This is a genomic window from Enterobacter cloacae complex sp. 2015409 (assembly GCF_041365315.1).
Taxonomy (GTDB): domain Bacteria; phylum Pseudomonadota; class Gammaproteobacteria; order Enterobacterales; family Enterobacteriaceae; genus Enterobacter; species Enterobacter pseudoroggenkampii.
The window spans coordinates 266033-292087 of the sequence record NZ_JBFTVM010000001.1 but is presented as its reverse complement, the minus strand read 5'-3'; the positions used below and the strand labels follow the sequence as shown (position 1 = coordinate 292087).

The 26055-nt window shown below is 57.0% G+C and carries 28 protein-coding genes; 6 read left to right on the top strand and 22 right to left on the bottom strand.

Going from position 1 to position 26055, the window contains the following annotated elements; translation table 11 throughout:
- Nucleotides 1–53 precede the first annotated feature (53 nt).
- Nucleotides 54–698, bottom strand: coding sequence for a glutathione transferase (gene yfcF, locus ACDO57_RS01360; RefSeq protein ID WP_032646620.1), 645 nt, complete (start codon nucleotides 696–698; stop codon nucleotides 54–56).
- Nucleotides 699–838: 140 nt separating this feature from the next.
- On the opposite strand from yfcF, the gene yfcG reads away from it, so the two are divergent.
- The 4 genes from yfcG (at nucleotide 839) to ACDO57_RS01340 (ending at nucleotide 3382) form a co-directional block, all read left to right on the top strand.
- Nucleotides 839–1468 carry a GSH-dependent disulfide bond oxidoreductase gene (gene yfcG / locus ACDO57_RS01355; RefSeq protein WP_032646621.1) on the top strand — a complete coding sequence of 210 codons (630 nt, stop codon included), beginning with the start codon at nucleotides 839–841 and terminating at the stop codon, nucleotides 1466–1468.
- A 75-nt stretch (nucleotides 1469–1543) separates the two neighbouring features.
- Complete coding sequence (folX, locus tag ACDO57_RS01350; RefSeq protein WP_023312555.1) at nucleotides 1544–1912, top strand: dihydroneopterin triphosphate 2'-epimerase; 369 nt, start codon at nucleotides 1544–1546, stop codon at nucleotides 1910–1912.
- Between the two features lie 13 nt (nucleotides 1913–1925).
- Nucleotides 1926–2819 (top strand): TIGR01777 family oxidoreductase, encoded by an 894-nt coding sequence (locus tag ACDO57_RS01345; protein WP_045908733.1) that lies wholly within the window; start codon nucleotides 1926–1928, stop codon nucleotides 2817–2819.
- Nucleotides 2820–2863: 44 nt separating this feature from the next.
- Nucleotides 2864–3382 (top strand): GNAT family N-acetyltransferase, encoded by a 519-nt coding sequence (locus ACDO57_RS01340; RefSeq protein WP_048992660.1) that lies wholly within the window; start codon nucleotides 2864–2866, stop codon nucleotides 3380–3382.
- Between the two features lie 97 nt (nucleotides 3383–3479).
- Here ACDO57_RS01340 and hisP read toward each other — a convergent pair whose 3' ends face one another.
- From hisP to pdxB, 15 genes are all read right to left on the bottom strand, one after another.
- Nucleotides 3480–4253, bottom strand: coding sequence for a histidine ABC transporter ATP-binding protein HisP (hisP, locus tag ACDO57_RS01335; protein WP_010433274.1), 774 nt, complete (start codon nucleotides 4251–4253; stop codon nucleotides 3480–3482).
- 8 nt (nucleotides 4254–4261) lie between these two features.
- A complete protein-coding gene (locus ACDO57_RS01330) occupies nucleotides 4262–4978 on the bottom strand; it encodes an ABC transporter permease (RefSeq protein WP_008502590.1) in 717 nt (238 codons plus the stop codon).
- Complete coding sequence (locus ACDO57_RS01325) at nucleotides 4975–5661, bottom strand: histidine ABC transporter permease HisQ (RefSeq protein ID WP_024908951.1); 687 nt, start codon at nucleotides 5659–5661, stop codon at nucleotides 4975–4977. Before ACDO57_RS01325 ends, ACDO57_RS01330 begins: the two co-directional genes overlap by 4 nt.
- An 88-nt stretch (nucleotides 5662–5749) precedes the next feature.
- Nucleotides 5750–6532, bottom strand: a complete 783-nt coding sequence (gene hisJ / locus ACDO57_RS01320) for a histidine ABC transporter substrate-binding protein HisJ (protein WP_024908950.1) — start codon at nucleotides 6530–6532, stop codon at nucleotides 5750–5752.
- Between the two features lie 226 nt (nucleotides 6533–6758).
- Nucleotides 6759–7541 (bottom strand): lysine/arginine/ornithine ABC transporter substrate-binding protein ArgT, encoded by a 783-nt coding sequence (gene argT, locus ACDO57_RS01315; RefSeq protein ID WP_023312560.1) that lies wholly within the window; start codon nucleotides 7539–7541, stop codon nucleotides 6759–6761.
- 284 nt (nucleotides 7542–7825) lie between these two features.
- Entirely contained in the window at nucleotides 7826–8395 is a 570-nt protein-coding gene (locus tag ACDO57_RS01310) for a UbiX family flavin prenyltransferase (RefSeq protein ID WP_029740194.1), read from the bottom strand.
- Between the two features lie 89 nt (nucleotides 8396–8484).
- Complete coding sequence (gene purF / locus ACDO57_RS01305) at nucleotides 8485–10002, bottom strand: amidophosphoribosyltransferase (protein WP_024908947.1); 1518 nt, start codon at nucleotides 10000–10002, stop codon at nucleotides 8485–8487.
- A 33-nt stretch (nucleotides 10003–10035) separates the two neighbouring features.
- Nucleotides 10036–10524 (bottom strand): colicin V production protein, encoded by a 489-nt coding sequence (cvpA, locus tag ACDO57_RS01300; protein ID WP_000262116.1) that lies wholly within the window; start codon nucleotides 10522–10524, stop codon nucleotides 10036–10038.
- Nucleotides 10525–10752: 228 nt separating this feature from the next.
- Nucleotides 10753–11451 (bottom strand): cell division protein DedD, encoded by a 699-nt coding sequence (gene dedD / locus ACDO57_RS01295; RefSeq protein ID WP_148770464.1) that lies wholly within the window; start codon nucleotides 11449–11451, stop codon nucleotides 10753–10755.
- Nucleotides 11441–12709 (bottom strand): bifunctional tetrahydrofolate synthase/dihydrofolate synthase, encoded by a 1269-nt coding sequence (gene folC / locus ACDO57_RS01290; protein ID WP_370883432.1) that lies wholly within the window; start codon nucleotides 12707–12709, stop codon nucleotides 11441–11443. Before folC ends, dedD begins: the two co-directional genes overlap by 11 nt.
- A 70-nt stretch (nucleotides 12710–12779) precedes the next feature.
- Nucleotides 12780–13685 (bottom strand): acetyl-CoA carboxylase, carboxyltransferase subunit beta, encoded by a 906-nt coding sequence (gene accD / locus ACDO57_RS01285; protein WP_003861408.1) that lies wholly within the window; start codon nucleotides 13683–13685, stop codon nucleotides 12780–12782.
- A gap of 154 nt (nucleotides 13686–13839) precedes the next feature.
- Nucleotides 13840–14499 carry a DedA family protein gene (locus ACDO57_RS01280; protein WP_008502599.1) on the bottom strand — a complete coding sequence of 220 codons (660 nt, stop codon included), beginning with the start codon at nucleotides 14497–14499 and terminating at the stop codon, nucleotides 13840–13842.
- A 28-nt stretch (nucleotides 14500–14527) separates the two neighbouring features.
- Complete coding sequence (truA, locus tag ACDO57_RS01275; RefSeq protein ID WP_023312566.1) at nucleotides 14528–15340, bottom strand: tRNA pseudouridine(38-40) synthase TruA; 813 nt, start codon at nucleotides 15338–15340, stop codon at nucleotides 14528–14530.
- Entirely contained in the window at nucleotides 15340–16353 is a 1014-nt protein-coding gene (locus tag ACDO57_RS01270; RefSeq protein WP_148770463.1) for an aspartate-semialdehyde dehydrogenase, read from the bottom strand. Before ACDO57_RS01270 ends, truA begins: the two co-directional genes overlap by 1 nt.
- 67 nt (nucleotides 16354–16420) lie before the next feature.
- Nucleotides 16421–17557 (bottom strand): 4-phosphoerythronate dehydrogenase PdxB, encoded by a 1137-nt coding sequence (pdxB, locus tag ACDO57_RS01265; RefSeq protein WP_024908942.1) that lies wholly within the window; start codon nucleotides 17555–17557, stop codon nucleotides 16421–16423.
- A 113-nt stretch (nucleotides 17558–17670) separates the two neighbouring features.
- Between pdxB and flk the strand changes: the two genes are divergently transcribed.
- Nucleotides 17671–18675, top strand: a complete 1005-nt coding sequence (gene flk, locus ACDO57_RS01260) for a flagella biosynthesis regulator Flk (protein WP_061714708.1) — start codon at nucleotides 17671–17673, stop codon at nucleotides 18673–18675.
- 90 nt (nucleotides 18676–18765) lie between these two features.
- On the opposite strand, the gene ACDO57_RS01255 is transcribed toward flk, so the two are convergent.
- The gene (locus tag ACDO57_RS01255; RefSeq protein WP_248272512.1) at nucleotides 18766–19944 is read right to left on the bottom strand and encodes an MFS transporter; all 1179 of its coding nucleotides are present in this window, start codon (nucleotides 19942–19944) and stop codon (nucleotides 18766–18768) included.
- A gap of 207 nt (nucleotides 19945–20151) precedes the next feature.
- Nucleotides 20152–21369 (bottom strand): beta-ketoacyl-ACP synthase I, encoded by a 1218-nt coding sequence (fabB, locus tag ACDO57_RS01250; protein ID WP_014832795.1) that lies wholly within the window; start codon nucleotides 21367–21369, stop codon nucleotides 20152–20154.
- 158 nt (nucleotides 21370–21527) lie between these two features.
- On the opposite strand from fabB, the gene mnmC reads away from it, so the two are divergent.
- Nucleotides 21528–23525, top strand: coding sequence for a bifunctional tRNA (5-methylaminomethyl-2-thiouridine)(34)-methyltransferase MnmD/FAD-dependent 5-carboxymethylaminomethyl-2-thiouridine(34) oxidoreductase MnmC (gene mnmC, locus ACDO57_RS01245; protein WP_048992654.1), 1998 nt, complete (start codon nucleotides 21528–21530; stop codon nucleotides 23523–23525).
- A 57-nt stretch (nucleotides 23526–23582) separates the two neighbouring features.
- Here mnmC and ACDO57_RS01240 read toward each other — a convergent pair whose 3' ends face one another.
- Genes ACDO57_RS01240 through mepA form a run of 4 tightly spaced genes read right to left on the bottom strand, consistent with a single transcriptional unit; the run spans nucleotide 23583 to nucleotide 26053 of the window.
- A complete protein-coding gene (locus ACDO57_RS01240; RefSeq protein WP_024908938.1) occupies nucleotides 23583–23861 on the bottom strand; it encodes a YfcL family protein in 279 nt (92 codons plus the stop codon).
- A gap of 13 nt (nucleotides 23862–23874) precedes the next feature.
- Nucleotides 23875–24420 carry an elongation factor P hydroxylase gene (locus ACDO57_RS01235; protein WP_048992652.1) on the bottom strand — a complete coding sequence of 182 codons (546 nt, stop codon included), beginning with the start codon at nucleotides 24418–24420 and terminating at the stop codon, nucleotides 23875–23877.
- Nucleotides 24420–25229, bottom strand: coding sequence for a sulfite exporter TauE/SafE family protein (locus ACDO57_RS01230; RefSeq protein ID WP_370883431.1), 810 nt, complete (start codon nucleotides 25227–25229; stop codon nucleotides 24420–24422). Before ACDO57_RS01230 ends, ACDO57_RS01235 begins: the two co-directional genes overlap by 1 nt.
- On the bottom strand, nucleotides 25229–26053 hold the full coding sequence (gene mepA, locus ACDO57_RS01225; protein WP_024908935.1) for a penicillin-insensitive murein endopeptidase: 825 nt from the start codon (nucleotides 26051–26053) through the stop codon (nucleotides 25229–25231). The genes ACDO57_RS01230 and mepA overlap by 1 nt, the downstream gene beginning before the upstream one ends.
- Nucleotides 26054–26055: the final 2 nt, after the last annotated feature.

Sequence of the window (26055 nt, the reverse complement as noted above, 5' to 3'; positions counted from 1 at the left end):
TCACTCCTCGGGAAAACAGACTGCCCCCATCATACCTGAAGCGTCAGGGCTTATCAGCCCGCACGCTTAGCCGAGAGTGCCACATAGCGCTGCACGGAGGCACGCTGCCACTGAAACGCGGCATAATCCACCAGCAGCTGCGGCACCTCATCGCCGTTGAGGATCAGGCGGTTTAGCATCAACGCCAGATCGGCATCAGCAATGCACCACTCGCCGAACAGGTTCGGGTTGCCGTGTGCGAGGAGCGAGGTGGCGGTTTCAATGAGTTTTTGCGCGCTTTCTGCACCTTCTGCGCTGAGAGCTGGTTTTTTCACCCCGGCAAACACGACGTCCGTGGAGCGTTCGACGCGAATCGGTACCAGATCGCTTCGCAACCACGCCTGGATCTGCCGCGCCCGGGCGCGTTTTTGCAGGTCGTGAGGATAGATGCGCTCCCACTCCGGCGGCGCGAACCGATCTTCCAGATATTCATCAATCGCCGAGGATTCGCTCAGGGCAAAACCGTCAATCTCCAGCACCGGCACGCGTCGGGTCAGGTCGTAACCCTGCCACTGCGGTTTAAGATGTTCACCGCCGTCGAGATCAACGGTCTTCAGCGTAAACGTGAGCCCTTTTTCGGCCAGCGCAACGTATACGCTCATAACATAGGGAGAAAAGAAATTCGCATCGGACCACAACGTGATGACGGGCTGGTTCATAACATCCTCATAGGCTGATCGGTTTTTACTCAACATATAATCTCTTTGCCTCGCTGTCACTTGATGAAAACTCACGATTTACAACAACCACCTATACTCATTTGTCATGGCACCACTCTTCGCATGGACAGGAGTTGAGAATGATCGACCTTTATTACGCCCCTACCCCAAACGGCCATAAGATCACCCTCTTTCTTGAAGAAGCCGAGCTGGATTACAGGATCATTCGCGTGGATATCAGCAAGGGCGAACAGTTCAGCCCTCTCTTTCTGGCTATCTCGCCGAATAATAAAATCCCGGCCATTATTGATAACCAGCCGGCGGACGGGGGCAGACCGTTGAGCCTGTTTGAATCCGGTGAAATTTTGCTCTATCTGGCAGAGAAAACCGGCAAGTTGCTGAGCGGCGAGCTGCGAGAGCGTCACCATACCCTGCAGTGGCTCTTCTGGCAGGCGAGCGGGCTGGGGCCCATGCTGGGTCAAAACCATCACTTTACTGCTTACGCCCCGCAGCCCATTCCCTATGCGATAGAACGCTATCAGGTCGAGACGCAGCGGCTCTATGACGTTCTGAACCGTCGGCTGAAGAAAACGCCGTGGCTCGGGGGGGATCATTACAGCATTGCCGATATCGCCTGCTGGCCATGGGTGAATACGCATGAAAAACACCGAATTGACCTGGCCTCTTACCCGGCGGTGAACAACTGGTTTGAGCGCATCCGGACCCGCCCGGCGACCGAGCGGGCGATGCAAAAAATCCAGCAGATTTAACCCTCTATGAGGCTGGGTGCCTGCGAGCCTCTCATGTATTATGAGCAGGAAATACTGACACGGAGAAAACCTGCAATGTCACAGCCAGACGCCATTATTCGTATAAAAAATTTACGCTTGCGTACCTTCATCGGTATCAAAGAGGAAGAGATCGCCAACCGTCAGGATATTGTCATTAACGTGGTGATTCACTACCCCGCAGATAAAGCGCGGGCCAGCGAAGACATCAACGACGCGCTTAACTACCGCACAATAACCAAAAACATCATTCAGTACGTGGAGAATAACCGCTTCTCCCTGCTGGAAAAATTAACTCAGGATGTGCTCGATATCGCACGCGAACATCACTGGGTCACTTATGCTGAAGTTGAGATCGATAAACTTCACGCCCTGCGCTACGCCGATTCCGTCTCCATGACGTTAAGCTGGCGGCGCCAGGCGTAAACCTGGAGGTTGTATGAAGATTTTGCTGACCGGCGGTACAGGCCTGATTGGTCGTCACCTCATTGCGCGTCTGCAGGCCTTGCATCACGACATCACCGTGGTCACGCGCAGCCCGGAGAAAGCGCGTCAGGTGCTGGGGGCGGGTGTCGATATCTGGAAAAATCTGGCCGATCAGCAAAATCTGGACGGCTTCGACGCCGTCATTAACCTCGCGGGTGAACCCATCGCCGATAAGCGCTGGACGGAAGAGCAAAAACAGCTGTTATGCAGCAGCCGGTGGAACATCACCGAAAAGCTGGTCGAGCTGATCCGCAACAGCCACACGCCGCCTTCCGTGCTGATTTCGGGTTCCGCCGTGGGCTACTACGGCGATCTTGGCGAGGTGGTGGTGACCGAGGAAGAGCCGCCCCATAACGAGTTTACCCACAAACTCTGCGCCCAGTGGGAGCGTATCGCCAGTGCGGCGCAAAGCGATCGAACCCGCGTCTGCCTGCTGCGGACCGGTGTCGTTCTGGCACCGAAAGGCGGCATCCTGGCGAAGATGCTTCCCCCTTTCAGGCTCGGACTCGGGGGCCCCATTGGTAATGGCCGTCAGTATATGGCCTGGATCCACATCGACGATATGGTCAACGGTATTCTCTGGCTGCTGGATAACGATCTGCGCGGGCCGTTCAATATGGTTGCGCCATATCCGGTGCGTAATGAACAGTTTGCTCACGCGCTGGGGCATGCCCTGCACCGTCCGGCAATTTTGCGCGTGCCTGCCACGGTCATTCGTCTGCTGATGGGTGAAGCGTCTGTTCTGGTATTAGGCGGACAGAGAGCGCTGCCAAAACGACTGGAAGCGGCCGGCTTTGCGTTCCGCTGGTATGAATTAGAAGAGGCGCTGGGGGATGTGGTGCGGTGAATATGTTACAGTGACAGGCCATGTTCCGAAAATATGGCGTCACAATGGCAACGATCACCACTCCCCGGCTTTACCTCACCCCTTTCGAACCCACTGACTGGGCCTTCTTCCGCTCGCTGCGTGAAGATCGCCGCATCATGCGCTACATGGCCGCCATCGCGCCAGAAAAAGAGACCCGACGCGTGTTTGCCGCGCGACTCGCTGCTGCTCATGTGTTTGTCATTCGCGCCCGGGATGATGATACGCCGCTTGGCGATATTGGCCTGCAAATCAGCCCTGAGAATCGTGAGGAGGCCGATATCGGCTATACGGTTGTACCTGCCGCGCAAGGGAAAGGTATCGCCAGCGAGGCGCTGCGCGCGGTGTGTGATTATGCGTTCAACCAGACCGGCGTGAAGGCGATTAACGCGTACGTGCTGGCGGACAACGGCGGATCGGTGCGCGTGCTGGAGAAAGCCGGGTTTGTGCGTACGCAGGTGCTGGAAAAGGCGTATGAAATTGACGGCGTGCGCTATGACGATTGGGTCTATCGGCTGGAGTATGCCGGCCAGCAACAGAATTAGTAGGCCCGGTAAGCGAAGCGCCACCGGGCGATTGGGCTGTACTGCGGCCTGATGCCCTCACCCCGCCCCTCTCCCACAGGGAGAGGGAGAAGCAAACCTACTTCAACGACCCCTTCAGGAACTGCTGCAAACGCGGGCTTTGCGGGTTCGCCAGCACCTCGTCCGGATGCCCCTGCTCTTCAATTTTCCCCTGGTGCAGGAAAATCACGTGGTTCGAGACGTTACGGGCGAAGCCCATCTCGTGCGTCACCACCACCATCGTTTTGCCCTCTTCAGCCAGCTTCTGCATGATGCGCAGCACTTCGCCAACGAGTTCCGGGTCGAGCGCGGAGGTCGGTTCGTCGAACAGCAGCACCTCGGGTTCCATCGCCAGCGCGCGCGCGATGGAGACACGCTGCTGCTGACCGCCGGAGAGATGCACCGGGTATTTCATCTGCTGGCGCTCGTCGATGCCCACTTTTGCCAGATATTTCACCGCACGCTCGCGGGCTTCCTGCTTGCTCAGCCCCAGTACCTGAACCGGCGCTTCCATCACGTTCTCCAGCACCGTCATGTGGCTCCAGAGGTTAAAATGCTGGAACACCATCGTCAGGCGCGTACGCAGCAGGCGCAGCTGGTGTTTATCCGCCACCTTCAGCTGGCCGTCTTTGTCACGCACCAGGTTGATGTTCTGCCCGCTCACCACGATCGAGCCTTCGCTCGGCTTTTCCAGGAAGTTAATGCAGCGCAGGAAAGTACTTTTACCCGAGCCGGATGAACCGATGATACTGATTACATCGCCTGCGTTAGCCTGCAGCGACACCCCTTTCAGCACTTCATGTTCGCCGTAGCGTTTGTGCAAATCAATAACGTTTAATTTGTTCTCAGCCATCATCTTTCTCAGTGCGTCGAAGAAGGTTTTATATGCTGCAACCAGCGTTTTTCAGCCTTACGGAACAGGCTAATCAAAACATAAGAGATAATTAAATAGAGCACCGCCGCAATGCCAAACGCGGTAAACGGCTGATAGGTCGCGGAGTTAATATCGCGCGCGATTTTGAGCAGATCCGGCACCGTCGCGGTAAAGGCAAGCGCGGTGGAGTGCAGCATCAAAATCACTTCGTTACTGTACGCCGGTAACGCGATACGCAGTGCCGACGGCAGAATAATGCAGCGATAAAGTTTCACTGAGGAAAAGCCGTACGCGCGCGCCGCCTCAATTTCACCATACGGAACCGAACGAATGGCTCCCGCGAAAATCTCGGTGGTATAGGCGCAGGTGTTGAGCGTCAACGCCAGCACCGTACAGTTCAGACCGCTGCGGAAGAACGCATTCAGCATCTCAGTGCCTTTTACGATCTCAAGCGTATACATCCCCGAATAGAACACCAGCAGCTGTACGTACAGCGGCGTACCGCGAAACACGTAGGTAAACAGCCAGATCGGGAACTGGATAAATTTATTGTTCGACACGCGGCCAATGGCAAGAAACACCGCCAGAATGCCGCCCATCACCACGGAGGAGATCAGCAGCCAGAGCGTAATCGCCACGCCGGTAAAGCGGTAGCCATCTGTCCACAGCAGCGATTTCCAGTATTCCTGAATGATCTCAATCACAGGTCAGCCCTCTTCACACCCACGGAGTAGCGACGCTCGAGCAGAAGCAGCACACCATTGGAGACGGTCGTAAAGACCAGATAAATCACGCCGCAGACCACCGCAAAGTAGAACGGCTCCCAGGTGCTCTTGCCCGCCAGCTGAGTCGCTTTCACGACGTCTTCCAGACCGAGCAGCGAGACCAGCGCTGTCGCTTTGAGGATAACCTGCCAGTTGTTGCCGATGCCCGGAAGCGCATAACGCATCATGGCCGGGAACATAATCCGACGAAACGTTTGTGAAGAGGTAAAACCAAATGCGGTTGCCGCCTCAATGTGGCCCTTCGGCACGGCCATGTAAGCACCGCGGAAGGTTTCGGTGAAGTAGGCACCGTAGATAAAACCGAGGGTAATAATACCGGCCACCATCGGGTCGATATCAATTTGTCCCATGCCCATCGCGTCCGTCACGCTGTTCAGCGCAATCTGCAGACCGTAAAAGATAAGCAGCATCAGCACCAGATCGGGAACGCCGCGAATAAGCGTGGTGTAGCCTTCAAAAATTAGCGCCAGCGGTTTGTTAGCCGAAAGCTTCGCCCCTGCGCCTGCCAGACCTATCAGCACCGCCAGCACCACGGAGCTGATAGCCAGCTCAAGGGTGACAAGCGCGCCATGTAAAATAACGCCAGAAAATCCGTACAGCATACCGCGAGCCCTGTCGTATCGTGAGTGGTGGAACCGTGTCTTTCCCCCTCCCACGGAGGGAGGGGCCGCACGTTATTTGACGGGGCGATTAGCCGCCGTAAACATTAAAATCAAAGTACTTTTTCGCCAGCTTGTCGTAGGTGCCGTCAGCGCGCATTTCAGCAAACGCTTTGTTCAGCGCCTCACGCAGCTCATTGTCTTCTTTGCGCAGGCCCATACCGGTGCCCACACCAAACAGCTTCACGTCCTTAATGGACGGGCCGCCAAACTTGTAATCTTTACCGACCGGCGTTTTCAGGAAGCCTTCGCTTGCCGCGACTTCATCCTGGAATGCCGCATCAATCCGGCCTGCCGTCAGGTCAGCGTAGATATTTTCCTGGCCCTGATAGGAGACGATTTCAATCCCCTTCGGCGCCCAGTGTTCGTTACCGTAGGTTTCCTGGGTAGTGCCCTGCAGCACGCCGACACGTTTACCTTTCAGGGACTCCAGCGTTGGCTGAACGTCAGACGATTTAGCCACCACCAGACGAGAATCGGCCGCGTAGAGTTTGTCTGTGAAGGCAATCTCCTGCTGGCGTTTTTCGGTGATGGAGAGGGAGGACATGATCACGTCGATTTTTTTCGCTTTCAGGGACGGGATCAGCGCATCCAGCGGGTTCTCAACGTAGGTACACTGTGCTTTGATGCGTTTGCACAGCTCATTGGCCAGATCGATGTCAAAACCAACCAGTTCACCCTTTGAATTCTTCGATTCGAACGGCGCATAGGTGGGATCGGTACCGATCCGAATTTTCTGCGGAATGGCTGCGAATGCCGCGGTAGCGCTGGAAAAGGCCAGCACCAGAGATAGTGACAACACGAGTTTTTTCATATTTGTCCTCAACAAACTGTCTTCATACGGGTTTTTTACGACGACGGGGTGGTGCTAATGTGCCATTAATTCCCTCTGACAGGCAAAGACTAATGCCCTTCAGGCGGGAATTTTTGCATTATAAATGCGTAAGTATGCACAAAGCGATCCAATACGGTGCAACGAACGCACCGTATTGGGTCAACCGTTCCCGTAACGCACCTTTCCGGTGCGTTAGCGTCAGGTATTATTCACCGTATACGTTGAAGTCGAAGTATTTCTTCGCCAGTTTGTCGTAAGTACCGTCTTTACGCAGCTCTGCAAAGGCTTTGTCGAAGGCGGCTTTCAGCTCGGTATCATCCTTACGCAGGCCAATACCGGTGCCGTCACCAAAGTATTTTTTGTCTTTCACCGACGGGCCCGCAAACGCGTAGTCTTTCCCCGCAGGCTGTTTCAGGAAGCCTTCACTCGCGGCGACTTCATCCTGGAATGCCGCATCCAGACGGCCTGCCGCCAGGTCAGAATAGATCAGATCCTGGTTCTGGTAAGCCACCACGTCGACACCCTTCTCACGCCAGGTGGCATTGGCATAACCTTCCTGGGTCGATCCCTGAAGCACGCCAACATGCTTGCCTTTCAGCGAGTCGATGGTTGGCTTAATCGGGGAGCCTTTTGGCGCAATCAGGCGAGAATCCGCGGCGTAGAGCTTGTCAGAGAAGGCAATCTCCTGCTGGCGTTTTTCGGTGATGGAGAGAGAAGAGATAATGGCGTCGATTTTCTTGGCTTTCAGCGACGGGATTAACGCGTCAAAGTCGCTGCCCACCCATGTGCATTTCACCGCAATGCGCTTGCACATTTCATTTCCCAGATCGATATCAAACCCCACGAAATCGCCTTTCGCATCCTTGGAAGAGAATGGCGCGTAGGTTGCGTCTGTACCGATACGAACCGTCTGTGGAAGCGCTGCGTAGCTACCTGCTGCCGCACTTAACCCCACGAGCAAAGACAGAGCCAGAACCGTCTTCTTCATACATTTACCCTCAAGTACCGTGATTTTATTATGTATTGTGTTGTGTTGCAGGCTTCATCTTGCAGGTCTTATGCCACATTGCCGTCTGGTCAAAACTTCGACGTTAAATATGTTAATAAAACGTTGCGATACTGCCTTAATGGTGAAAGATAGCAGGTCTGCCGAACGAACCGGAGAGAGAAAAAGGGAAAAAACGAATTAAATGTCGAGGATATGATCGCCGTTGCATAATTGCCCTGAAACAGGGCAACTTGTCTTTTCATGCACCTGGTTTGTGCACAGATTCAGGCACCCTGCCAGCGGGTGAAGAGATCTTCAGGCAGGTCGATGTCAAACTGATCCAGCACGCGGTTAACGGTCTGATTAATCACGTCATCCAGCGAGGTCGGGCGATGATAAAATGCCGGTACCGGCGGCATGATGATGGCTCCCAGCTCCGCAGCCTGCGTCATTAAGCGCAGATGGCCCAGGTGCAGCGGCGTTTCCCGCACGCAGAGCACCAGAGGACGACGCTCCTTCAGCACCACATCCGCCGCGCGCGTTACCAGGGTATCGGTATAGCTGTTCACAATGCCGGAGAGCGTTTTAATGGAACAGGGCAGGATAACCATGCCAGCCGTTTTAAACGAGCCTGAGGAGATGCTGGCGGCGATATCACGGGCATCGTGAACCACGTCCGCCAGTGCCTGAACATCGCGCAGGGAGAGATCGGTTTCCAGAGAGAGGGTCTGACGCGCCGCCTGGCTCATCACCAGATGGGTCTCGACTTCCGCCACGTTACGCAGAACCTGTAACAGACGTACGCCGTAAATCGCGCCGCTGGCGCCGCTGAGCCCAACAATGAGTCGTTTCATGATTTTCGCCCTTACTGATTTCAGGGCAGACTGTGCAGGATTTTGCGGGGAGTTGCAAGTGAGGGCATTCGCCCTCACCTGCCGGAGCATCAACCTTCGTTGTGCATCTCTAAACTTTCGAGATCGTTCTGCATCTGGACGGCTTTCGCATCGTCGTTGCGCAGCGAATCAAGATAGTCGAGGTACTGCTGGTCAACGTCTTTGGTCACGTAAATACCGTTGAACACGGAGCATTCAAACTGCTGAATTTCAGGGTTCTCGGCACGCACCGCGTCGATGAGATCGTTCAGATCCTGGAAAATCAGGCCGTCGGCACCGATGATCTGGCGAATTTCATCCACTTCACGCCCGTGAGCGATCAGCTCGTTGGCGGTTGGCATATCGATGCCGTACACGTTCGGGAAGCGAATCTCCGGCGCAGCAGAGGCCAGATAGACTTTCTTCGCACCCGCTTCGCGCGCCATCTCGATAATCTGCTCAGAGGTGGTGCCACGAACAATGGAGTCATCCACCAGCAGAACGTTCTTATCGCGGAATTCCGCGCGGTTGGCGTTCAGCTTGCGGCGCACTGACTTACGGCGCAGATGCTGCCCCGGCATGATAAACGTGCGGCCAACGTAGCGGTTCTTCACGAAGCCCTGACGGTATGGCTTGTCCAGAATGCGGGCGATCTCCAGCGCGATATCGCAGGAGGTTTCCGGGATAGGAATCACCACGTCGATGTCCAGATCGTCCCACTCGCGGGCAATCTTCTCGCCGAGCTTCGTGCCCATGTTGACGCGCGCGCTGTAGACGGAAATCTTGTCGATGAAGGAATCCGGACGGGCAAAGTAAACGTATTCAAACAGGCACGGGTTGCTGACCGGGTTGTCGGCACACTGGCGGGTAAACAGCTGGCCCTTCTCGGTGATATAGACCGCTTCGCCCGGCGCAACGTCGCGCAGGAATTCAAAGCCCAGGGTATCCAGCGCCACGCTTTCAGAGGCAACCATATATTCAGTACGGCCATCGCCGAGGTCGCGCTTACCGAGCACCAGCGGACGAATGCCGTTAGGATCGCGGAAGGCGACCATACCGTGACCGATGATCATCGCAACGCAGGCGTACGCGCCGCGGATCTGACGGTTTGTCGCGGCAATCGCGGCAAAAATGTTGTCTGCTTCCAGCGGATAGTGACGGAAGTTATCCAGCTCGCTGGCGAACACATTGAGCAGGATTTCAGAATCAGAGGTGGTGTTAATGTGGCGACGTTTCTCTTCGAACAGCTTTTTACGCAGCTCATGCGCGTTGGTCAGGTTTCCGTTATGAGCAAGAGTAATGCCATACGGTGAGTTGACGTAGAAAGGCTGTGCCTCAGAGGCGCTGGAACTGCCAGCAGTAGGATAACGAACGTGACCGATCCCCATATTACCTTGCAGACGCTGCATATGGCGGGCTTCAAACACATCGTTTACCAGGCCATTCGCCTTGCGTAAACGGAAGCAGTTGTTTGCATCAATGGTGATGATACCCGCAGCATCCTGCCCACGGTGCTGAAGCACCGTTAACGCGTCATAAATCGACTGGTTTACCGGCATGAAACCGGCGATACCGACAATACCGCACATTCGTCTTTTCCTCGTTAAGCCACATCTCAGGGTTTATGCCCTGGGCAAAAAACTTGACGAGCTTTGCAGATAGTCAAAGAACCATCTGATGATGAAGCTGAACTCTGGAATGAGCTGCGATTTTTGCCAGTCTTCGCTTTTGGAGAACCCGGTGAAGGTATCCAGGAAGAACAGGATCGCGGCCACAATCAGCACGCCTCGTAATGCCCCGAAACAGATCCCGAGCACCCTGTCCGTTCCTGACAGACCGGTTTTCTCGACCAGCTGACCTATCACGTAATTCACGATAGCGCCGACAATCAGCGTTGCGATAAACAGCACCGCGATAGCGATTCCATTTCGGACCAGTTCATCTTCAAAGCCCGTGAACCAGACAGACAGGTAAGTGTAGTAATGACTGGCAACAAAGAAAGCACAACCCCATGTCACCAGCGATAACGCTTCACGAACAAAGCCACGGATCAGGCTAACCAGACAGGAAAAACCAATCACCGCAATGATGGCGTAATCAATCCAGACCATATGTGTCCCACGATTTAACGCCCTGTCATCCAGTTCGGGGCGAATTCTAACAGAAAAAGAAAACGTTTGCGTAGGGATTTCCTTCCCGCGCGTAAATAAAAAAGGCGCTGAAAAAATGTTCAACGCCACGGTCCATTTGACGTCTCTGTGGACGTCTGCTCCCCCTCACCCCAACCCTCTCCCTCAAGGGAGAGGGAGCAAACCATTCCGGGGATGGGTAAGATCTTATCAGTTCGCGCTGTAGCCCATCACCACACCGCTCAGGCCGGAGATCTGCTTCAGCTCACCGAGCGAACCTTTAAGCTTATCTTTGGACGCTTCTGGCCCCACGAGGATACGGGTAATTTTACCCTGCACCGGCGTGGAAGGTGAAGTGTAAACACGATATCCCGCACTGCGCAGTTTGCTCACGACCTCGTTGACCTTATCGGCGTTTTTCAGCGCACCAAGCTGCACCACGTAGGCTTTACCCGTTGGGGCGGCGGCATCCTGCTGCGCCGGTTTTGCTGGCGGAGGTGTCTCTGACGCCGCGGCTAGCTGTTCTGCGGCTTTATCCCGCTGCGGTTTCGGCTGCGGCTTCTCAACTGGCTTCGGTTTTTCAACCGGTTTAGGCTGCTCGACCGGCACCGGATCGATATCGCTGTTGCTCGCTGCCGCCAGGCGAGACGGATCGAGCGATGGTGCGGCGGCATCGCCTGCACGCACCTCTTCCGCCGCCCCTTCCGGCGGCTGAGCAGGCAGCGCCTGCGTCGCCGCGGGCAGCATATCCGGCTCATCGCGGTCACCCGGTTTTGGCACCAGCGGAATAGCGGCAAACTCATCCTGATAATGCTTTTTCTGCCCGTCGAGCAGACCCGGGAGAATAATCACCCCGAGCGCGACCAGCACAATGGTTCCTGTTAAACGGTTCTGAAACTTACTCGCCACCGGTTCTCCCCGCGTCCATCACTTCCATGACATGTGCCACCGTGTGGAATGACCCACACACCAGCACGGTATCTTCTGGTTTAGCATCCGCCATCGCGGCATGCCAGGCCTGAGCCACGCTACTGTAGATTGCGCCTTTGCCGAGATGTTCCATCAGTTGCTCAGCCGTCGCGCCGCGCGGCCCCTCCAGAGGAGCACAATACCAGCTATCGACCACACTCTCCATGCAGGCCAGCGTCCCGCCGATATCTTTATCATGAAGCATACCGATAACCGCCAGCACGCGCCCGGTTTTTGGTAACGAATTGAGACGTCCCGCGAGATACGCCGCCGCATGGGGGTTATGCGCCACGTCCAGAATCAGGCGCGGTGACTCGCTGACGATCTGGAAACGCCCGGGCAACAGCGCATTCTTAATGCCGTCGCGGATCGCCTGCTCGCTGACCGTGAGGCCACTGGCGCGCAGTGCCGCCAGCGCGGTTGCTGCGTTCGGCTGCGGTACCTGCGGCAGCGGCAGGTTGTCGAGCGCGCCCTGCGCGTCGCTAAAGCGCCAGCCGTTATCCTGGACCTCGTACTGCCAGTCAACGTCGCGGCGCACCAGACGCGCGCCCTTCTCGTTCGCCACGTCAGCAATGGTATGCGGCATATCCGGCTCGCCAACCACCGCGGGCTTATTTGCGCGGAAAATACCGGCCTTCTCGCGGCCAATGCTTTCACGATCCGGTCCCAGCCAGTCGATATGGTCCAGCGCGATGCTGGTGACCACCGCCACGTCCGCATCCACCATATTGGTCGCATCAAGACGTCCGCCGAGGCCAACCTCAAGAATCACCACATCCAGCTGCGCCTGTTTGAACAGCCACAGCGCCGACAGGGTGCCGTATTCAAAATAGGTTAATGAGATCTCACCGCGTGCGGCTTCAATTTCCGCGAACGACGCCGTATGCGCCGATTCCGACAGTTCGCGGTTCTGCACACGAACGCGCTCGGTGTAGCGGACCAGGTGTGGCGAGCTGTACACGCCAACTTTGTAACCTGCGGCCATCAGGACAGATTCCAGCGTGCGGCAGGTCGTGCCTTTACCGTTGGTCCCCGCGACGGTGAACACGAAAGGTGCCGGTTTGAGCACATCAAGACGCGCGGCGACCTGGCTTACGCGCTCAAGCCCCATATCGATGGTTTTACTGTGCAGGTTTTCCAGATAAGAAAGCCACGCGGCCAGGGGCGACGTGGCTTGGGGAATGCTTTTATTTTCCATAATGCCCGGTTGTCATTAACAGATTAGAAAGCAAAAGGGCAGCGCCAACCGGCCCTGCCCTTTTCAGTTATCAGGCCTCGGGTTCCTGATCCGGTACCACCACGCCTTCGCGCGGCTCATCCGGGTTCGGCGCTGGCAGATTCATCAGCTTCGCCAGGATGCTCGCCAGCTTCAGGCGCATTTCCGGACGGCGGACGATCATGTCGATGGCGCCTTTCTCGATGAGGAACTCACTGCGCTGGAAGCCCGGCGGCAGTTTTTCACGAACGGTCTGCTCGATAACGCGAGGACCCGCAAAGCCGATCAGCGCTTTTGGCTCAGCGATGTTCAGATCGCCCAGCATTGCGAAGCTCGCGGAGACGCCGCCCATGGTTGGGTCGGTCAGCACGGAGATATACGGCAGACCGCGCTCCTGCATCTTCGCCAGCGCAGCAGAGGTTTTCGCCATCTGCATCAGTGACATCAGCGCTTCCTGCATACGCGCACCGCCGGAGGCAGAGAAGCAGATCAGCGGACAGTTGTCTTCCAGCGCCTGCTCAACGGCACGCACGAAGCGCGCACCAACCACAGAGCCCATTGAGCCGCCCATAAAGGAGAACTCAAACGCAGCGGCAACAACCGGCATCTCATGCAGGGTGCCTTTCATGACGATCAGCGCGTCTTTCTCGCCAGTCTCTTTCTGTGCAGAGGCCAGACGATCTTTGTATTTTTTGGAATCGCGGAACTTCAGCACGTCTTTTGGCTCAAGTTCGCTACCCAGCTCTACCAGAGAGCCTTCGTCCAGCAGGCTATGCAGGCGGTTACGCGCCGACATACGCATATGGTGGTCACACTTCGGACACACCTCAAGGTTGCGCTCCAGCTCTGCGCGATACAGAACCTGACCGCAGCTATCACACTTCGTCCATACCCCTTCAGGAATGCTCGCTTTACGCGTTGGGGTAATGTTGCTTTTAATTCGTTCAATCCAGCTCATTGATAACCTTTCTGCCTGAACCTGGTCGTTTGCCAGTTTTGCTATAAGAGGCGAATAATGCCATTTTTGCCTCCAACAGACCATGAATGTTGCACATTAAAACATAACAGCCCGAAACTTTGGATAAAAAAGTGGTCGAACCGCCAGCGTGCATTTACTTCGCTTGTTTTGCCGCCGCACGTTTATGACGAATAATTTCGATAACGCCCGGCAGTACGGAAAGCACAATAATCGCTACAATCAGTAACTTAAGATTTTCCTGAACCACCGGGAGATCGCCAAACAGGTAGCCTGCATAGGTAAACAACAGCACCCACAACAGCGCCCCCACGACGTTATACATGGCAAAATGACGATAGGACATATGCCCCATTCCCGCCACAAACGGTGCAAATGTGCGCACAATAGGCACAAAGCGCGCAAGGATAATGGTTTTTCCGCCATGGCGTTCATAAAACGCATGGGTTTTGTCTAAATAGCTGCGACGGAAAATTTTCGAATCCGGATTGCTGAACAGCCGCTCACCGAATACGCGTCCAATCGTGTAGTTGACGGCATCACCGACGATGGCGGCAATCACCATCAGCACCACCATAAGATGCACGTTCAAATCGTTAGTGGGTAACGCCGATAGCGCGCCGGCAACGAACAGCAGGGAATCCCCTGGCAGGAATGGGGTAACGACCAGACCGGTTTCACAAAACAGAATGAGGAACAGAATGGCGTAAACCCAGACGCCATACTGCGCGACCAGCTCCGCCAGGTGAACATCAATATGCAGGATGAAATCAATCAAAAAACGAATTACGTCCATATTGTCTAAGCCCTAATTGCACCTTTGTTTAGTCCGCTAAAAAAAGCGGGCCCATTGGCGGTTTCGGCAGGTCAAACCGATCCGGATAGTCTACCGAGACCAGATACAACCCTTCCGCTTTCGCCGTAGCTGCCGCAAGCGTTCTGTCCTTCGCTGCCAGCAGGTCTGCAATCCAGCTCTCCGGCTGGTGTCCGGCGCCCACTTCCATCAGGCTGCCCACAATATTCCGAACCATATGATGTACAAAGGCATTGGCTTTGATATCCACCACCACATACGCGCCAAAACGGCTGACGTTTATGTGCATGACGTTTCGCCACGGCGTGCGGGACTGACACTGCACCGCACGAAACGACGTAAAGTCATTTTCACCAATCAGACACTGCGCCGCGCGATGCATACGTTCAGCATCAAGCGGTTCATAAAAATGCGTCACGCCCTGGCTTAACACCGCCGGACGCAGGCGCTGGTTGTAGATGACATAACGATAGCGACGCGCCGTGGCGCTGAAACGCGCGTGAAAATCATCCGGCACAGCTTTTACCCAACGCACCGCAATGTCACCAGGCAAATTCGCATTTACACCCAGGGTCCAGGCGGCATCCTTACGCACGGCGGTGGTTTCAAAGTGCACGACCTGCCCCGTACCGTGAACACCCGCGTCCGTACGTCCTGCGCACAGGACGTTAATCGGCTCGTTTGCCACCTGAGAGAGCGCTTTTTCCAGCTTCTCCTGGACGCTGCGCACCTCGTTCTGACGCTGCCAGCCATAATACTTACTGCCGTCGTACTCAATGCCGAGGGCAATTCTATGGACCGGCTTTTGTTCCACGTCTGACATCAGTACAGGTACTCCTGCACCAGTTTTTCAGCGATTTTGACCGCCATCAGCGCGCCGCCAAAGCGAACGTTGTCGGCAACGGACCAGAACTGAACCTGTTCCGGCATGCCGTAATCGTTACGCACGCAGCCAACGGAAAGATGCGCGCTGCCGGTGGCATCGCCCACCTGGGTCGGGAACTCGCTCTCTTCAGAAAGCACGATGTCTTCACCGCGGCCAAACGCATCGCGCGCCTCTTCTGCCGCCAGCGGACGCAGCGCTTCAAAGCCGACCATCTGCGCGTGGCCGTAAAAGACCGGGGACTGCACGACGTTCGCAGAGATCATCAGGCCATCGTCCTGCAAAATCTTACGCACTTCATCGACGATACGACGCTCTTCGCGCACGGAACCCTCGCGGTCCGGCAGCAGCGGCAGCATGTTGAACGCCAGCTGGCGGCCAAAGAAATCATCTTCATCAATCGGGATACCGTTCAGCAGCTTCGCGCTCTGCCCGGCCAGCGCGTCAACGGCCTTTTTACCGTTCGCGGACGCGGACAGCAGGCTGGTGACGGTAATGCGCGACAGGCCGCCGTCGTCGATCAGCGGTTTCAGGGCAGTCAGCAGCTGGCTGGTCAGGCTGTTCGGCACCGCAATGACGTTACGGTTGCGGTAGTCAGCCAGCACAAACGGGTTCACGTCCGGCACCACCAGCGGCACATCCGGCTCCATCGAGAACAGGCCGCTCAGGTCGATCACCAGGCAGCCTGCATTGGTCGCCTCTTCAATGTACGCAGCAGTGGCTTCAGCGCCCGCAGCGAAAAACGCCAGCTGCGCCTGGGTCCAGTCGAATGCTGCCGCGTCCTGGACCATCACGGATTTACTGTTAAAACGCAGATGCTCACCTGCACTGTCGGTACGCGCCAGCGCATAGATATCGCCCACCGGGAACTGACGCTCAGCAAGGGTTTCGAGCAGGGCTTCGCCCACGGCACCCGTGGCACCTAAAATGGCAATGTTCCAGCCTTCAGACATGGTGGTTTACTCCAGAAATAAAAAAGCGTCCCTGTCGGAGTATCCGACAGGGAGCATTAAGAAGACATTAACGTGCCGGATGATGAACGGCGTTAAACCCCAGCTTATGCAGCAGCGTCGCCGCCGAGGCGTCGTCGCACATTACATACAGGGAAGACCACTCGCGGCGCTCAACATAGTTCTTGCGCAGCTTATCAAACTCACCCGGGATCCCCGCCACTTTACGCAGCAGCGCATCATCGCGGCGCACATCATACACCAAATGCACCAGCCTTTTCAGCGTTGCCTGATCGAGCGGACCATGCAGGGTAATGCGGCCAAATTCAGGCGCGGGGAGTAAGGTATCCAGCGCCACCTGCTGCGGATGGCCGATAAAAGCGCTGTAGGCCTCGAAGACCTGCGTCGTGCCGCGCGCTTTCCCCTCGAGGGTATAACCGGCGATATGCGCTGTGCCCACGTCCACCTTGTTAAGCAACTCAACGTTGAGATCCGGCTCCGGCTCCCAGACGTCCAGCACCACGCTGAGGTCTTGTCCTTCATTCAGACATGTCAGCAGCGCAGCGTTATCGACCACAGGGCCACGGCAGGCATTTATCAGAATAGTGCCAGCCTTCAGCCGACGGATCAGCGCCTCGTCAGCAAGATGCAGCGACTTATACGGCCCCTCTTTAAACAGCGGCGTGTGGAAAGTCAGCACGTCGCACTGTTCGACCAGCTCGTCCAGCGAGCGGAAATCCCCGTCATCACCGTTGTCTTTGCGCGGCGGATCGCACAGCAGCGTGCGGATCCCTAACGCTTCAAGACGCTTTTGCAGGCGTCCGCCGACGTTACCCACGCCAACAATCCCCACGGTGCGGTCCTTCAGCGCAAACCCGTCGCGCTCGGCCAGCATCAGCAGCGAGGAGAAAACGTATTCCACAACGGCAATGGCGTTACAGCCCGGCGCGGCGGAAAAACCGATTCCAGCCTGCGTCAGCCACTTATCATCCACATGATCGGTCCCTGCCGTTGCGGTTCCGACAAACTTAATCGCTTTACCGGCGAGCAACGCCTCATTTACTTTGGTCACCGAACGCACCATCAGCGCGTCTGCGTCATCCAGTTCGTTGACCGGGATCGGGCGACCAGGGACAGCCTTAACGTTACCCAGGCGGCTAAACAGCTCACGGGCATAAGGCATATTTTCATCAACGAGGATTTTCACGTCTGAGTACCTGTTTGAGAGGAAGAAAACCTGCCAAGTGTGCCATAATCTGGCCGCCAGGCATATACGTATACCTGGTTTACGCTGAGTTTTGACTTTAAGGATTTTTGACGATGCAGCCCATTTCAGGTACGCCGCCACGCCCTCCGGGTGAAGGCCCCGTCACGCCAAACGTTGCCGGTGAACAACCGCTATCCACGCAACAGCGCACCGTGCTGGAGCGACTGATCACGCGCCTGATTGCGCTGACTTCACAGCAGAATGCGGAAGTCTGGGCCGGGGTAAAGCATGATTTAGGCGTGAGGAACGACGCACCGCTGCAGTCGCGTCATTTCCCTGCTGCCGAGCAAAATCTGAACCAGCGTATTACGACCGCGCAGCAGAACCACACCACGCGCCAGATTGTTGCTCAGCTGACGGAGCTGCTGGGCCAGGGTAATAACCGCCAGGCGGTGAGTGATTTTATTCGCCAGCAGTATGGTCAGACCGCGCTAGGGCAGCTGACGCCCGACCAGCTTAAAACCGTACTGACCCTGCTGCAGAACAACGAGCTGTCTATTCCGCAGCCTCAGGTGCGCCCGTCGACCGAGCGTCCGCTGCTGCCCGCCGAGCACAACACGCTCAAGCAGATGGTGACAAAGCTGGCTGCGGCCACTGGCGAACCGACGAAGCTTATCTGGCAATCCATGCTGGAGCTGTCCGGCGTGAAGGCGGGTGAACTGATCCCGGCCAAACAGTTTACTCATCTGGTGACCTGGCTCCAGGCGCGCCAGACGCTCAGCACCCAGAATGCCCCTACCCTGCATACCGTCCAGGCGGCACTGAAACAGCCGCTTGAGCCGCACGAGTTCGACGTGATTCGGGATTACGCCCAGCAAAACTGGCAGGCCACGCCGCAGACGGTGCTGACCACCGCGCAGGTGCAGGATCTGCTCAATCAAATCTTCGTTCGTCGCGCCGAACGTGAAGGCGGCGTGCCGGAGGTGAGAAACATTCAGCCGATCTACAGCCCGCTGTTTGCGCCGGTCGTCGAGACATTCAGAACGCTCTCTGCGCGTCCGGGGTTGATGTTTATTGCACTGCTGATTGCGCTGGCGATTTTCTGGCTGGTTGCCTGAGGTTTTGCCCGGTGGCGCTGCGCTTACCGGGCCTACAACGGCTCGAATCGCAGGCCGGGTAAGGCACAGCCGTCACCCGGCAACAACGGCTCAACGCCTGCGAAACGCCACCAGCGTCACCACGATCCCCACCACCGCAGAAACCGCACCGGCCAGAAAGACGGACGGATAGCCAAACGAGGTGGCTAACACCCCGGCCAACGGCCCGGTTACCCCGTATGAGATATCCTGAAACGCCGCATAGCCGCCGAGCGCCGTCCCGCGCACCTGCGGGGCCACGCGCTTCACCACTTCAACGCCCAGCGCCGGGAAGATCAGAGAACAGCCGCAGCCGGTCAGCGCAGCACCCAGCAGGGCCACGGATGCCACGGGAGCATTCCACAACAGCAGAAGACCGATAGCTTCAATGACCAGCGATGCCACCGCCACCTTCACACCGCCGAAGCGATCCGGCATCCAGCCAAAAAGCACGCGCATCAGCACAAACGCGCCGCCAAACGCGGTAAGCGTAAAACCGGCCATCGCCCAGCCGCGGCTCATAAAATAGAGCGATACAAACGTCCCTATTACCGCAAAACCCACGCCCTGCAGCGCCAGTCCCAGGCCCGGCTGCCAGATTTGGCCGACCACGCTCCACAGGGAAGGACGCTCGCCTTTGTGCGCAGGTACCTTACGCACCGAGCCGTTAAACGCCCATGCCACCAGCGGCAGCGCCATGGTCGTTGCAGCCAGCGCCGCAAACCCGAAATGGCTGTTGATCAGCAGGCCAAGCGGTGCACCGGCGGCCAGCGCGCCGTAGATGGCCATGCCGTTCCAGGACATCACCTTGCCGGAACGTGCTGGCCCCACCAGCCCCATTCCCCAGGTCAGGGTGCCGGTCAGCAGCTGGCTTTCACCGAAGCCAAGAATTAAACGGCCCAGCACCAGCAGCGCAAATTTATACGCGGCGTCTACCGGCAGGAGAGCCGCCAGCAGCCAGGCGCCGCCCGCCAGCCCGCAGGCAAACATCCCCTGCAGCGCCGAGCGTTTAGCACCGTGCTGATCCGCCAGCCGTCCGGCGTAACCGCGGGTTAATACCGTGGCTAAAAACTGAATGCCCACGGCAATGCCGACCATGGTGTTGCCATAGCCCAGCTCCTGATGAACGAACAGCGGGATCACCGGCAGCGGCAGGCCAACGGTCATATAGGTCAGGAATACCGCAAAGGCGATACGGAACAGCGAGACGTTCGCTGAAGGGGTTGTTTCTGTTTGAGTTACTGCAGTCATGCTTTACTCCGAAATGAAGAGTAAGGCGGGGAAATGCCACGCCCCCTCTACCTGATAATCAGGATTAAGGTGCGTTGGTTGACGTTAAACGCTTACGCATTATCGTGAGGATAATGTTGAGGGGTGAAGTTTGCCTGTGAGATCAGCTGCTTGTCAATGCATAAAAAAGGGAGCCTTATGGCTCCCCTTCTGAATCAAACATAAAACTTATGCTTTCAGCTTACGCATGACCAGCGTGGCGTTGGTACCGCCGAAACCGAAGCTGTTGGACATGACGGTAGTCAGCGTCGCTTCCGTTGGTTTGGTCACGATGTTCAGGCCAGCAGCCTGCTCGTCCATCTCTTCGATATTGATACTTGGGGCGATAAAGCCGTTTTCCAGCATCAGCAGCGAGTAGATCGCTTCCTGAACGCCAGCCGCCCCCAGAGAGTGACCAGTCATGGCTTTGGTCGCGGAGATCGCCGGGCTGTTGTCGCCGAAGACTTCACGGATCGCACCCAGCTCTTTTACGTCGCCTACCGGCGTAGAGGTACCGTGAGAGTTCAGGTAGTCGATTGGGGTGTCAACGCCGTGCATCGCCATCTTCATGCAGCGCACCGCGCCTTCGCCGGATGGCGCAACCATGTCGGCGCCGTCAGACGTTGCACCGTAGCCCACGATTTCAGCGTAGATGTGCGCGCCACGCGCCAGTGCGTGCTCCAGCTCTTCAACCACAACCATACCGCCGCCGCCCGCGATAACGAAACCGTCACGGTGTGCATCGTAGGTACGAGATGCTTTGTCCGGGGTCTCATTGTACTTGGTGGACAGTGCGCCCATCGCGTCGAATTCACAGGCCATTTCCCAGCCCAGCTCTTCGCCGCCGCCAGCAAATACGATGTCCTGTTTACCCAGCTGGATCTGCTCAACAGCGTTACCGATGCAGTGCGCGGAAGTCGCACACGCGGAGCTGATGGAGTAGTTCACACCGTGGATTTTGAATGGGGTCGCCAGGCACGCGGAAACCGCAGAACCCATGGCTTTGGTGACCACGTACGGACCTACCGCTTTCAGACCACGCGGGCTACGCATTGCGTCAGCACCGAATACCTGCGCTTTAGATGAACCGCCGGAACCGGCGATCAGACCCACGCGCGGGTTGTTCTGATAAACCTCTTCGCTCAGGCCAGAATCTTTGATCGCTTCCTGCATGGAGAGATAAGCATAAATAGAGGCATCGTTCATGAAACGAACCACTTTGCGGTCAATCAAACCGGTGGTGTCCAGTTTGACGTTACCCCATACGTGGCTACGCATACCTGAATCTTTAAACTCTTCAGAGAAAGTGATCCCGGAGCGTCCTTCACGCAGAGATGCCAGGACTTCCTGCTGGTTATTACCGATGCTGGAAACAATGCCCAGGCCAGTAATCACTGCACGTTTCATTCAATACCTCTGTAAGTCGCACTATAGTAAGTTTCGAGTCGCACAATAGCGTACACTTGTACGCCGAACAAGTCCGATCAGACATTTTCTGCGGAAATTTGCACCGATGGACTCACATCGTTAAGATCGTGCCACTGCCTGTCAGACGAGTAACTTACGTGAAACAAAACGCTATACAACCCGCCAACCTCGAATTCAACGCTGAGGGTACACCTGTTTCCCGAGATTTTGATGACGTCTATTTTTCTAATGATAACGGGCTCGAAGAAACTCGCTATGTTTTCCTCGACGGAAACCAGCTCAGCACCCGCTTCCCGGTGCATCCGCGGAGCCTGTTTGTGGTCGCGGAAAGTGGGTTCGGTACCGGGCTGAATTTTTTAACCCTCTGGCAGGCGTTTAACCAGTTTCACGCTGCACACCCTGAGGCTACGCTACAAAGATTACATTTCATCAGTTTCGAAAAATTCCCGCTCACCGCGCACGATCTGCGGCTCGCTCATCAGCGCTGGCCAGAGCTTGCCACCTGGGCGGAACAGCTTCAGGCACAGTGGCCGCCTCACATCGGCGGCTGCCACCGTCTGATTCTGGACGGCGGACGCGTGACGCTGGATTTATGGCTTGGCGACATCAATGACCTGACCGATACGCTCGATGATTCGATGAATCAGACGGTGGACGCGTGGTTCCTGGACGGCTTTGCCCCCGCCAAAAACCCGGACATGTGGAGCCAGCACCTGTTTAGCGCGATGGCGCGGCTGGCGCGCCCTGGCGCAACGCTTGCCACCTTCACCTCGGCGGGCTTTGTCCGCCGCGGGCTGCAGGAGGCGGGCTTTACCATGCAGAAGACCAAAGGCTTTGGCCGCAAGCGCGACATGCTGGTCGGCAGGATGGATCAGACGCTGGACGTTCCCGCTCAGGCGCCCTGGTTTGCACGCCGCGCCAGTGCATCACGTGAGGTGGCGATAGTCGGCGGGGGGATCGCCAGCGCCCTGCTGTCTCTCGCGCTTCTCCACCGTGGCTGGCAGGTCACGCTCTACTGTGCTGACGATGTGCCAGCTAGCGGCGCGTCCGGCAACCGCCAGGGGGCGCTCTATCCGCTTTTAAGCGCGCACGACCCGGCCCTGTTCCGGTTTTTCCCGGCGGCGTTTACCTTTGCTCGTCGCCTCTACGACGCCCTGCCTGTGGCGTTCGATCATGACTGGTGCGGCGTGACGCAGCTCGGCTGGGATGAAAAGAGCCAGCAAAAAATCACGCAGATGCTGTCGCTGGGCCTGCCTGGCGAGATTGCCCGCGCGGTAAGCGCGCAGGAGATGGCAGCCACCGCTGGCGTGGAAACCGGCTGTGGGGGCATTCAGTATCCGCTCGGCGGCTGGCTGTGCCCGGCTGAACTGACCGCGGCGGTCATTTCCCTGGCGCAGTCGCGCGGGCTGACGGCGCATTATGCTCACACCGTTGAATCGCTGAGCCGAAGCGAGCGCTGGAATCTGCGTTTTGCGGATGGCAAAGCGGTAAGCCATGCCAGCGTTGTGCTGGCAAACGGGCATAACATCAATCAGTTTATCCAGACAGAAACGTTGCCGGTTTATCCGGTCGGCGGCCAGGTGAGCCATATTCCTTCCGCACCCGAACTGAGCAAACTGCATCAGGTGCTGTGCTATGACGGCTACCTGACGCCACAAAATCCGTCTAACGGCCATCACTGCATCGGGGCCAGCTATCATCGTGGCGAAACGGATATGCGCTACAGCGACGCGGATCAGGCGCAAAACCGCCAGCGCCTGATTGACTGTTTCCCGGATGCGGCATGGGCGCAAGAGGTTGACGTCAGCGAGGGGGAAGCGCGCTGCGGCGTTCGCTGTGCCACCCGCGATCATCTGCCGATGGCGGGAAATGTGCCGGACTACGACGCGACGCTTGAGGCCTATCAGGATCTTGCTGATAACCGGGATAAAGCGGTTAGCGCGCCGGTTTATCCGGAGCTGTATATGCTGGGTGGATTAGGGTCTCGCGGGTTGTGCTCTGCCCCGCTGCTGGCAGAAGTGTTGGCCGCGCAAATGAGCGACGAGCCGGTTCCGCTGGACAGTGTTACGCTTGCGGGGCTGAATCCGAATCGCTTGTGGGTACGGAAACTGCTGAAGGGGAAGAAGGTTAAGTAGGGGGCGGCCTGGTGCCCTCACCCGTCCCTCTCCCACAGGGAGAGGGTGGTGAAACACTTACTTCGCTTTCGCCTGCTGGAACAAATTGTCCCACATACCCAGCACCAGTGACTGGTCGCGCGGAGAGAGCTCCCCGGCCAGAATGGCTTTTTCCAGGCTGCGGGTGACTTCAGCGTGAACGGCGTCGGCAGAGTGATCGTCACCCGCTTCCAGCTCGGCTACCGCGAGCGTCAGGTGACCACGCAGATAACCGCTGGCGAACAGCTCATCATCACTGGCGTGTTCCACCATGTCATCAATTAACGCCAGAATGCGTGATTCAAATTCTGCGATCATCTTCTTTCCTCTGTTAAAGATCTTCCGGCCAAGGGAAGCATTCCGCCGCTATCGCCGGCGTGTGGTAATAATTCTGTAAGGCCTCGATCAGGCGCGCCGGACGTTCCGGGATGCCTTTCTCAAGATATTCCATCACCTGCGCATGAACGCGGCGCTGGAAGACGATACGGTCTGGCTCGAAGTCGCCTTCAAGGTTGTCACAGCTCACGTTGAACGGGAAACCCGCCGCGACGCAGAATAGCCATTCCAGCGCCTGCGGCTTCACTTCCACATCCTCAAACTGCCCCTGGGTGGCGGCATCACGTCCGTCCGGGCAGTACCAGTAACCGAAATCCACCAGCTCGCGCCGCGCTTTCCCCGCAATGCACCAGTGCGAAATCTCGTGAAGACCGCTGGCGTAAAAGCCGTGCGCAAACACGATACGGTTATACGGAACCTCTGCATCAGCAGGAAGATAGATCGGTTCGTCGTCGCCTTTAATCAGACGGGTATTAAAATCGTCAGCAAAACAGCCGTCGAAAATCGCAATCAGCTGTTCGTAGTGATGCGTACTGTTCATTAATTCATCCCCAACCAGGTGAGGATCTCCTGTCCATGGCTGTCATAAAGAAGTTTGGCGCTCATTACGGCCGAGACGATGACAATCATCGGGCGAATAAGTTTTTGTCCTTTGCTTAACACCAGACGCGAACCCGCGCGTGCGCCCAGGAACTGCCCTGCCATCATGACGAATCCGGTTGCCCAGATGACCTTGCCGCCAATGATAAACAGCAGCAGACCGCCGAGGTTCGAGGTCGCGTTGAGCACTTTGGCATGAGCGGTCGATTTGGCGAGGTTAAACCCGGCCAGCGTCACGAACGCCAGCGCATAAAACGAGCCTGCCCCCGGGCCGAAGAATCCGTCGTAAAAGCCGACGCAGCCCCCGGCAATCAGGGCAAACGGCAGGCCGTGCAGACGACGCTGGCGGTCTTCCTCGCCGAGCTTTGGCATCAGCAGGAAGTAGAGACCGATGCAGATGACCAGAACCGGCAGGATCTGGCGCAAAATATCCGACTGCACGTGCTGAACCAGCAGCGCGCCCGACGTGGAGCCGATAAAGGTCATCAGGATATTGAGCTTCTGGTCGGCCAGGCTCACCACCTTGCGGCGGATAAAATAGAGCGACGCCGAGAGCGAGCCGCCGCAGGCCTGCAGCTTGTTGGTGGCAAGCGCCTGCGCCGGGCTCATGCCCGCCGCCAGCAGCGCGGGTACGGTTAATAACCCGCCACCGCCCGCAAGGGCATCAATAAAACCGGCCAGCATGGCCACGAAGAACAGCACCACCAGCAGCAGCGGTGACACCATAAACAGATTGACGAAATTATCCATTAAAGTACATGCTCATCCAGTAGCGCCTGGCAGGAAGGCGGCAACGGAGGCGGTGTCTTCTTCTCAGGCTTTGAGGTTCCAGGTTTTGCCGGTTCAAACCAGCTTTGCAGTTCCGCACCGCAGCCATCGCCTGGCGGAGGTAGCGGCTGATCTTCACATTCCAGGCTATTCGCCGGACAGCGCAGACGAACGTGCATGTGCGCACGATGCTGGAACCACGGGCGCACTTTGCGCAGCCAGTCGCGATCGGTTCCGGCATCCAGACAAAGCTGCTGCTTGATGGCCGGGTTAACGAAAATCCGCGTGACGTCGTTATCTTCTGCCGCCAGCTTGATCATGCTGGATACGTCCCGCGTCCACAGGGACGGCACAACGCGCTTGCCGTCGCTCGCCACCAGATCCAGCGCCTGCGGTTTCAGCAGTTGGGCGGAGGTCCAGCGGGTTTTCGGCAGCTGCAGGAAGATATCGACATCCAGTCCGGTCTGGTGACTGGCGTGTCCACCGTTAAAGCGACCGCCGGCAGGCATCCCCATATCGCCAATCAGCATCGTGCCCAGCCCCAGGTTATGCACCTGATTTCCCAGACGCTGGATGAACAGCACCAGATCCGGGTGGCCGAAATAACGCCGCTGATCGGTGCGCATCACCTGATAGGTATCAGACTGGAGAGGAAGCTCCTGGGCACCGACGATACAGCCGTTGGAAAAGGCGCCAATGGACTGCGCGCTCCCCGCCACCGGGTGGGTGATTTTTTGCCATGGCGTTGCGGCCAGACTGGCTCCACTGGCGAGCAGCGCTAGCAGAGCAATTGCGGTTTTTTTCATGT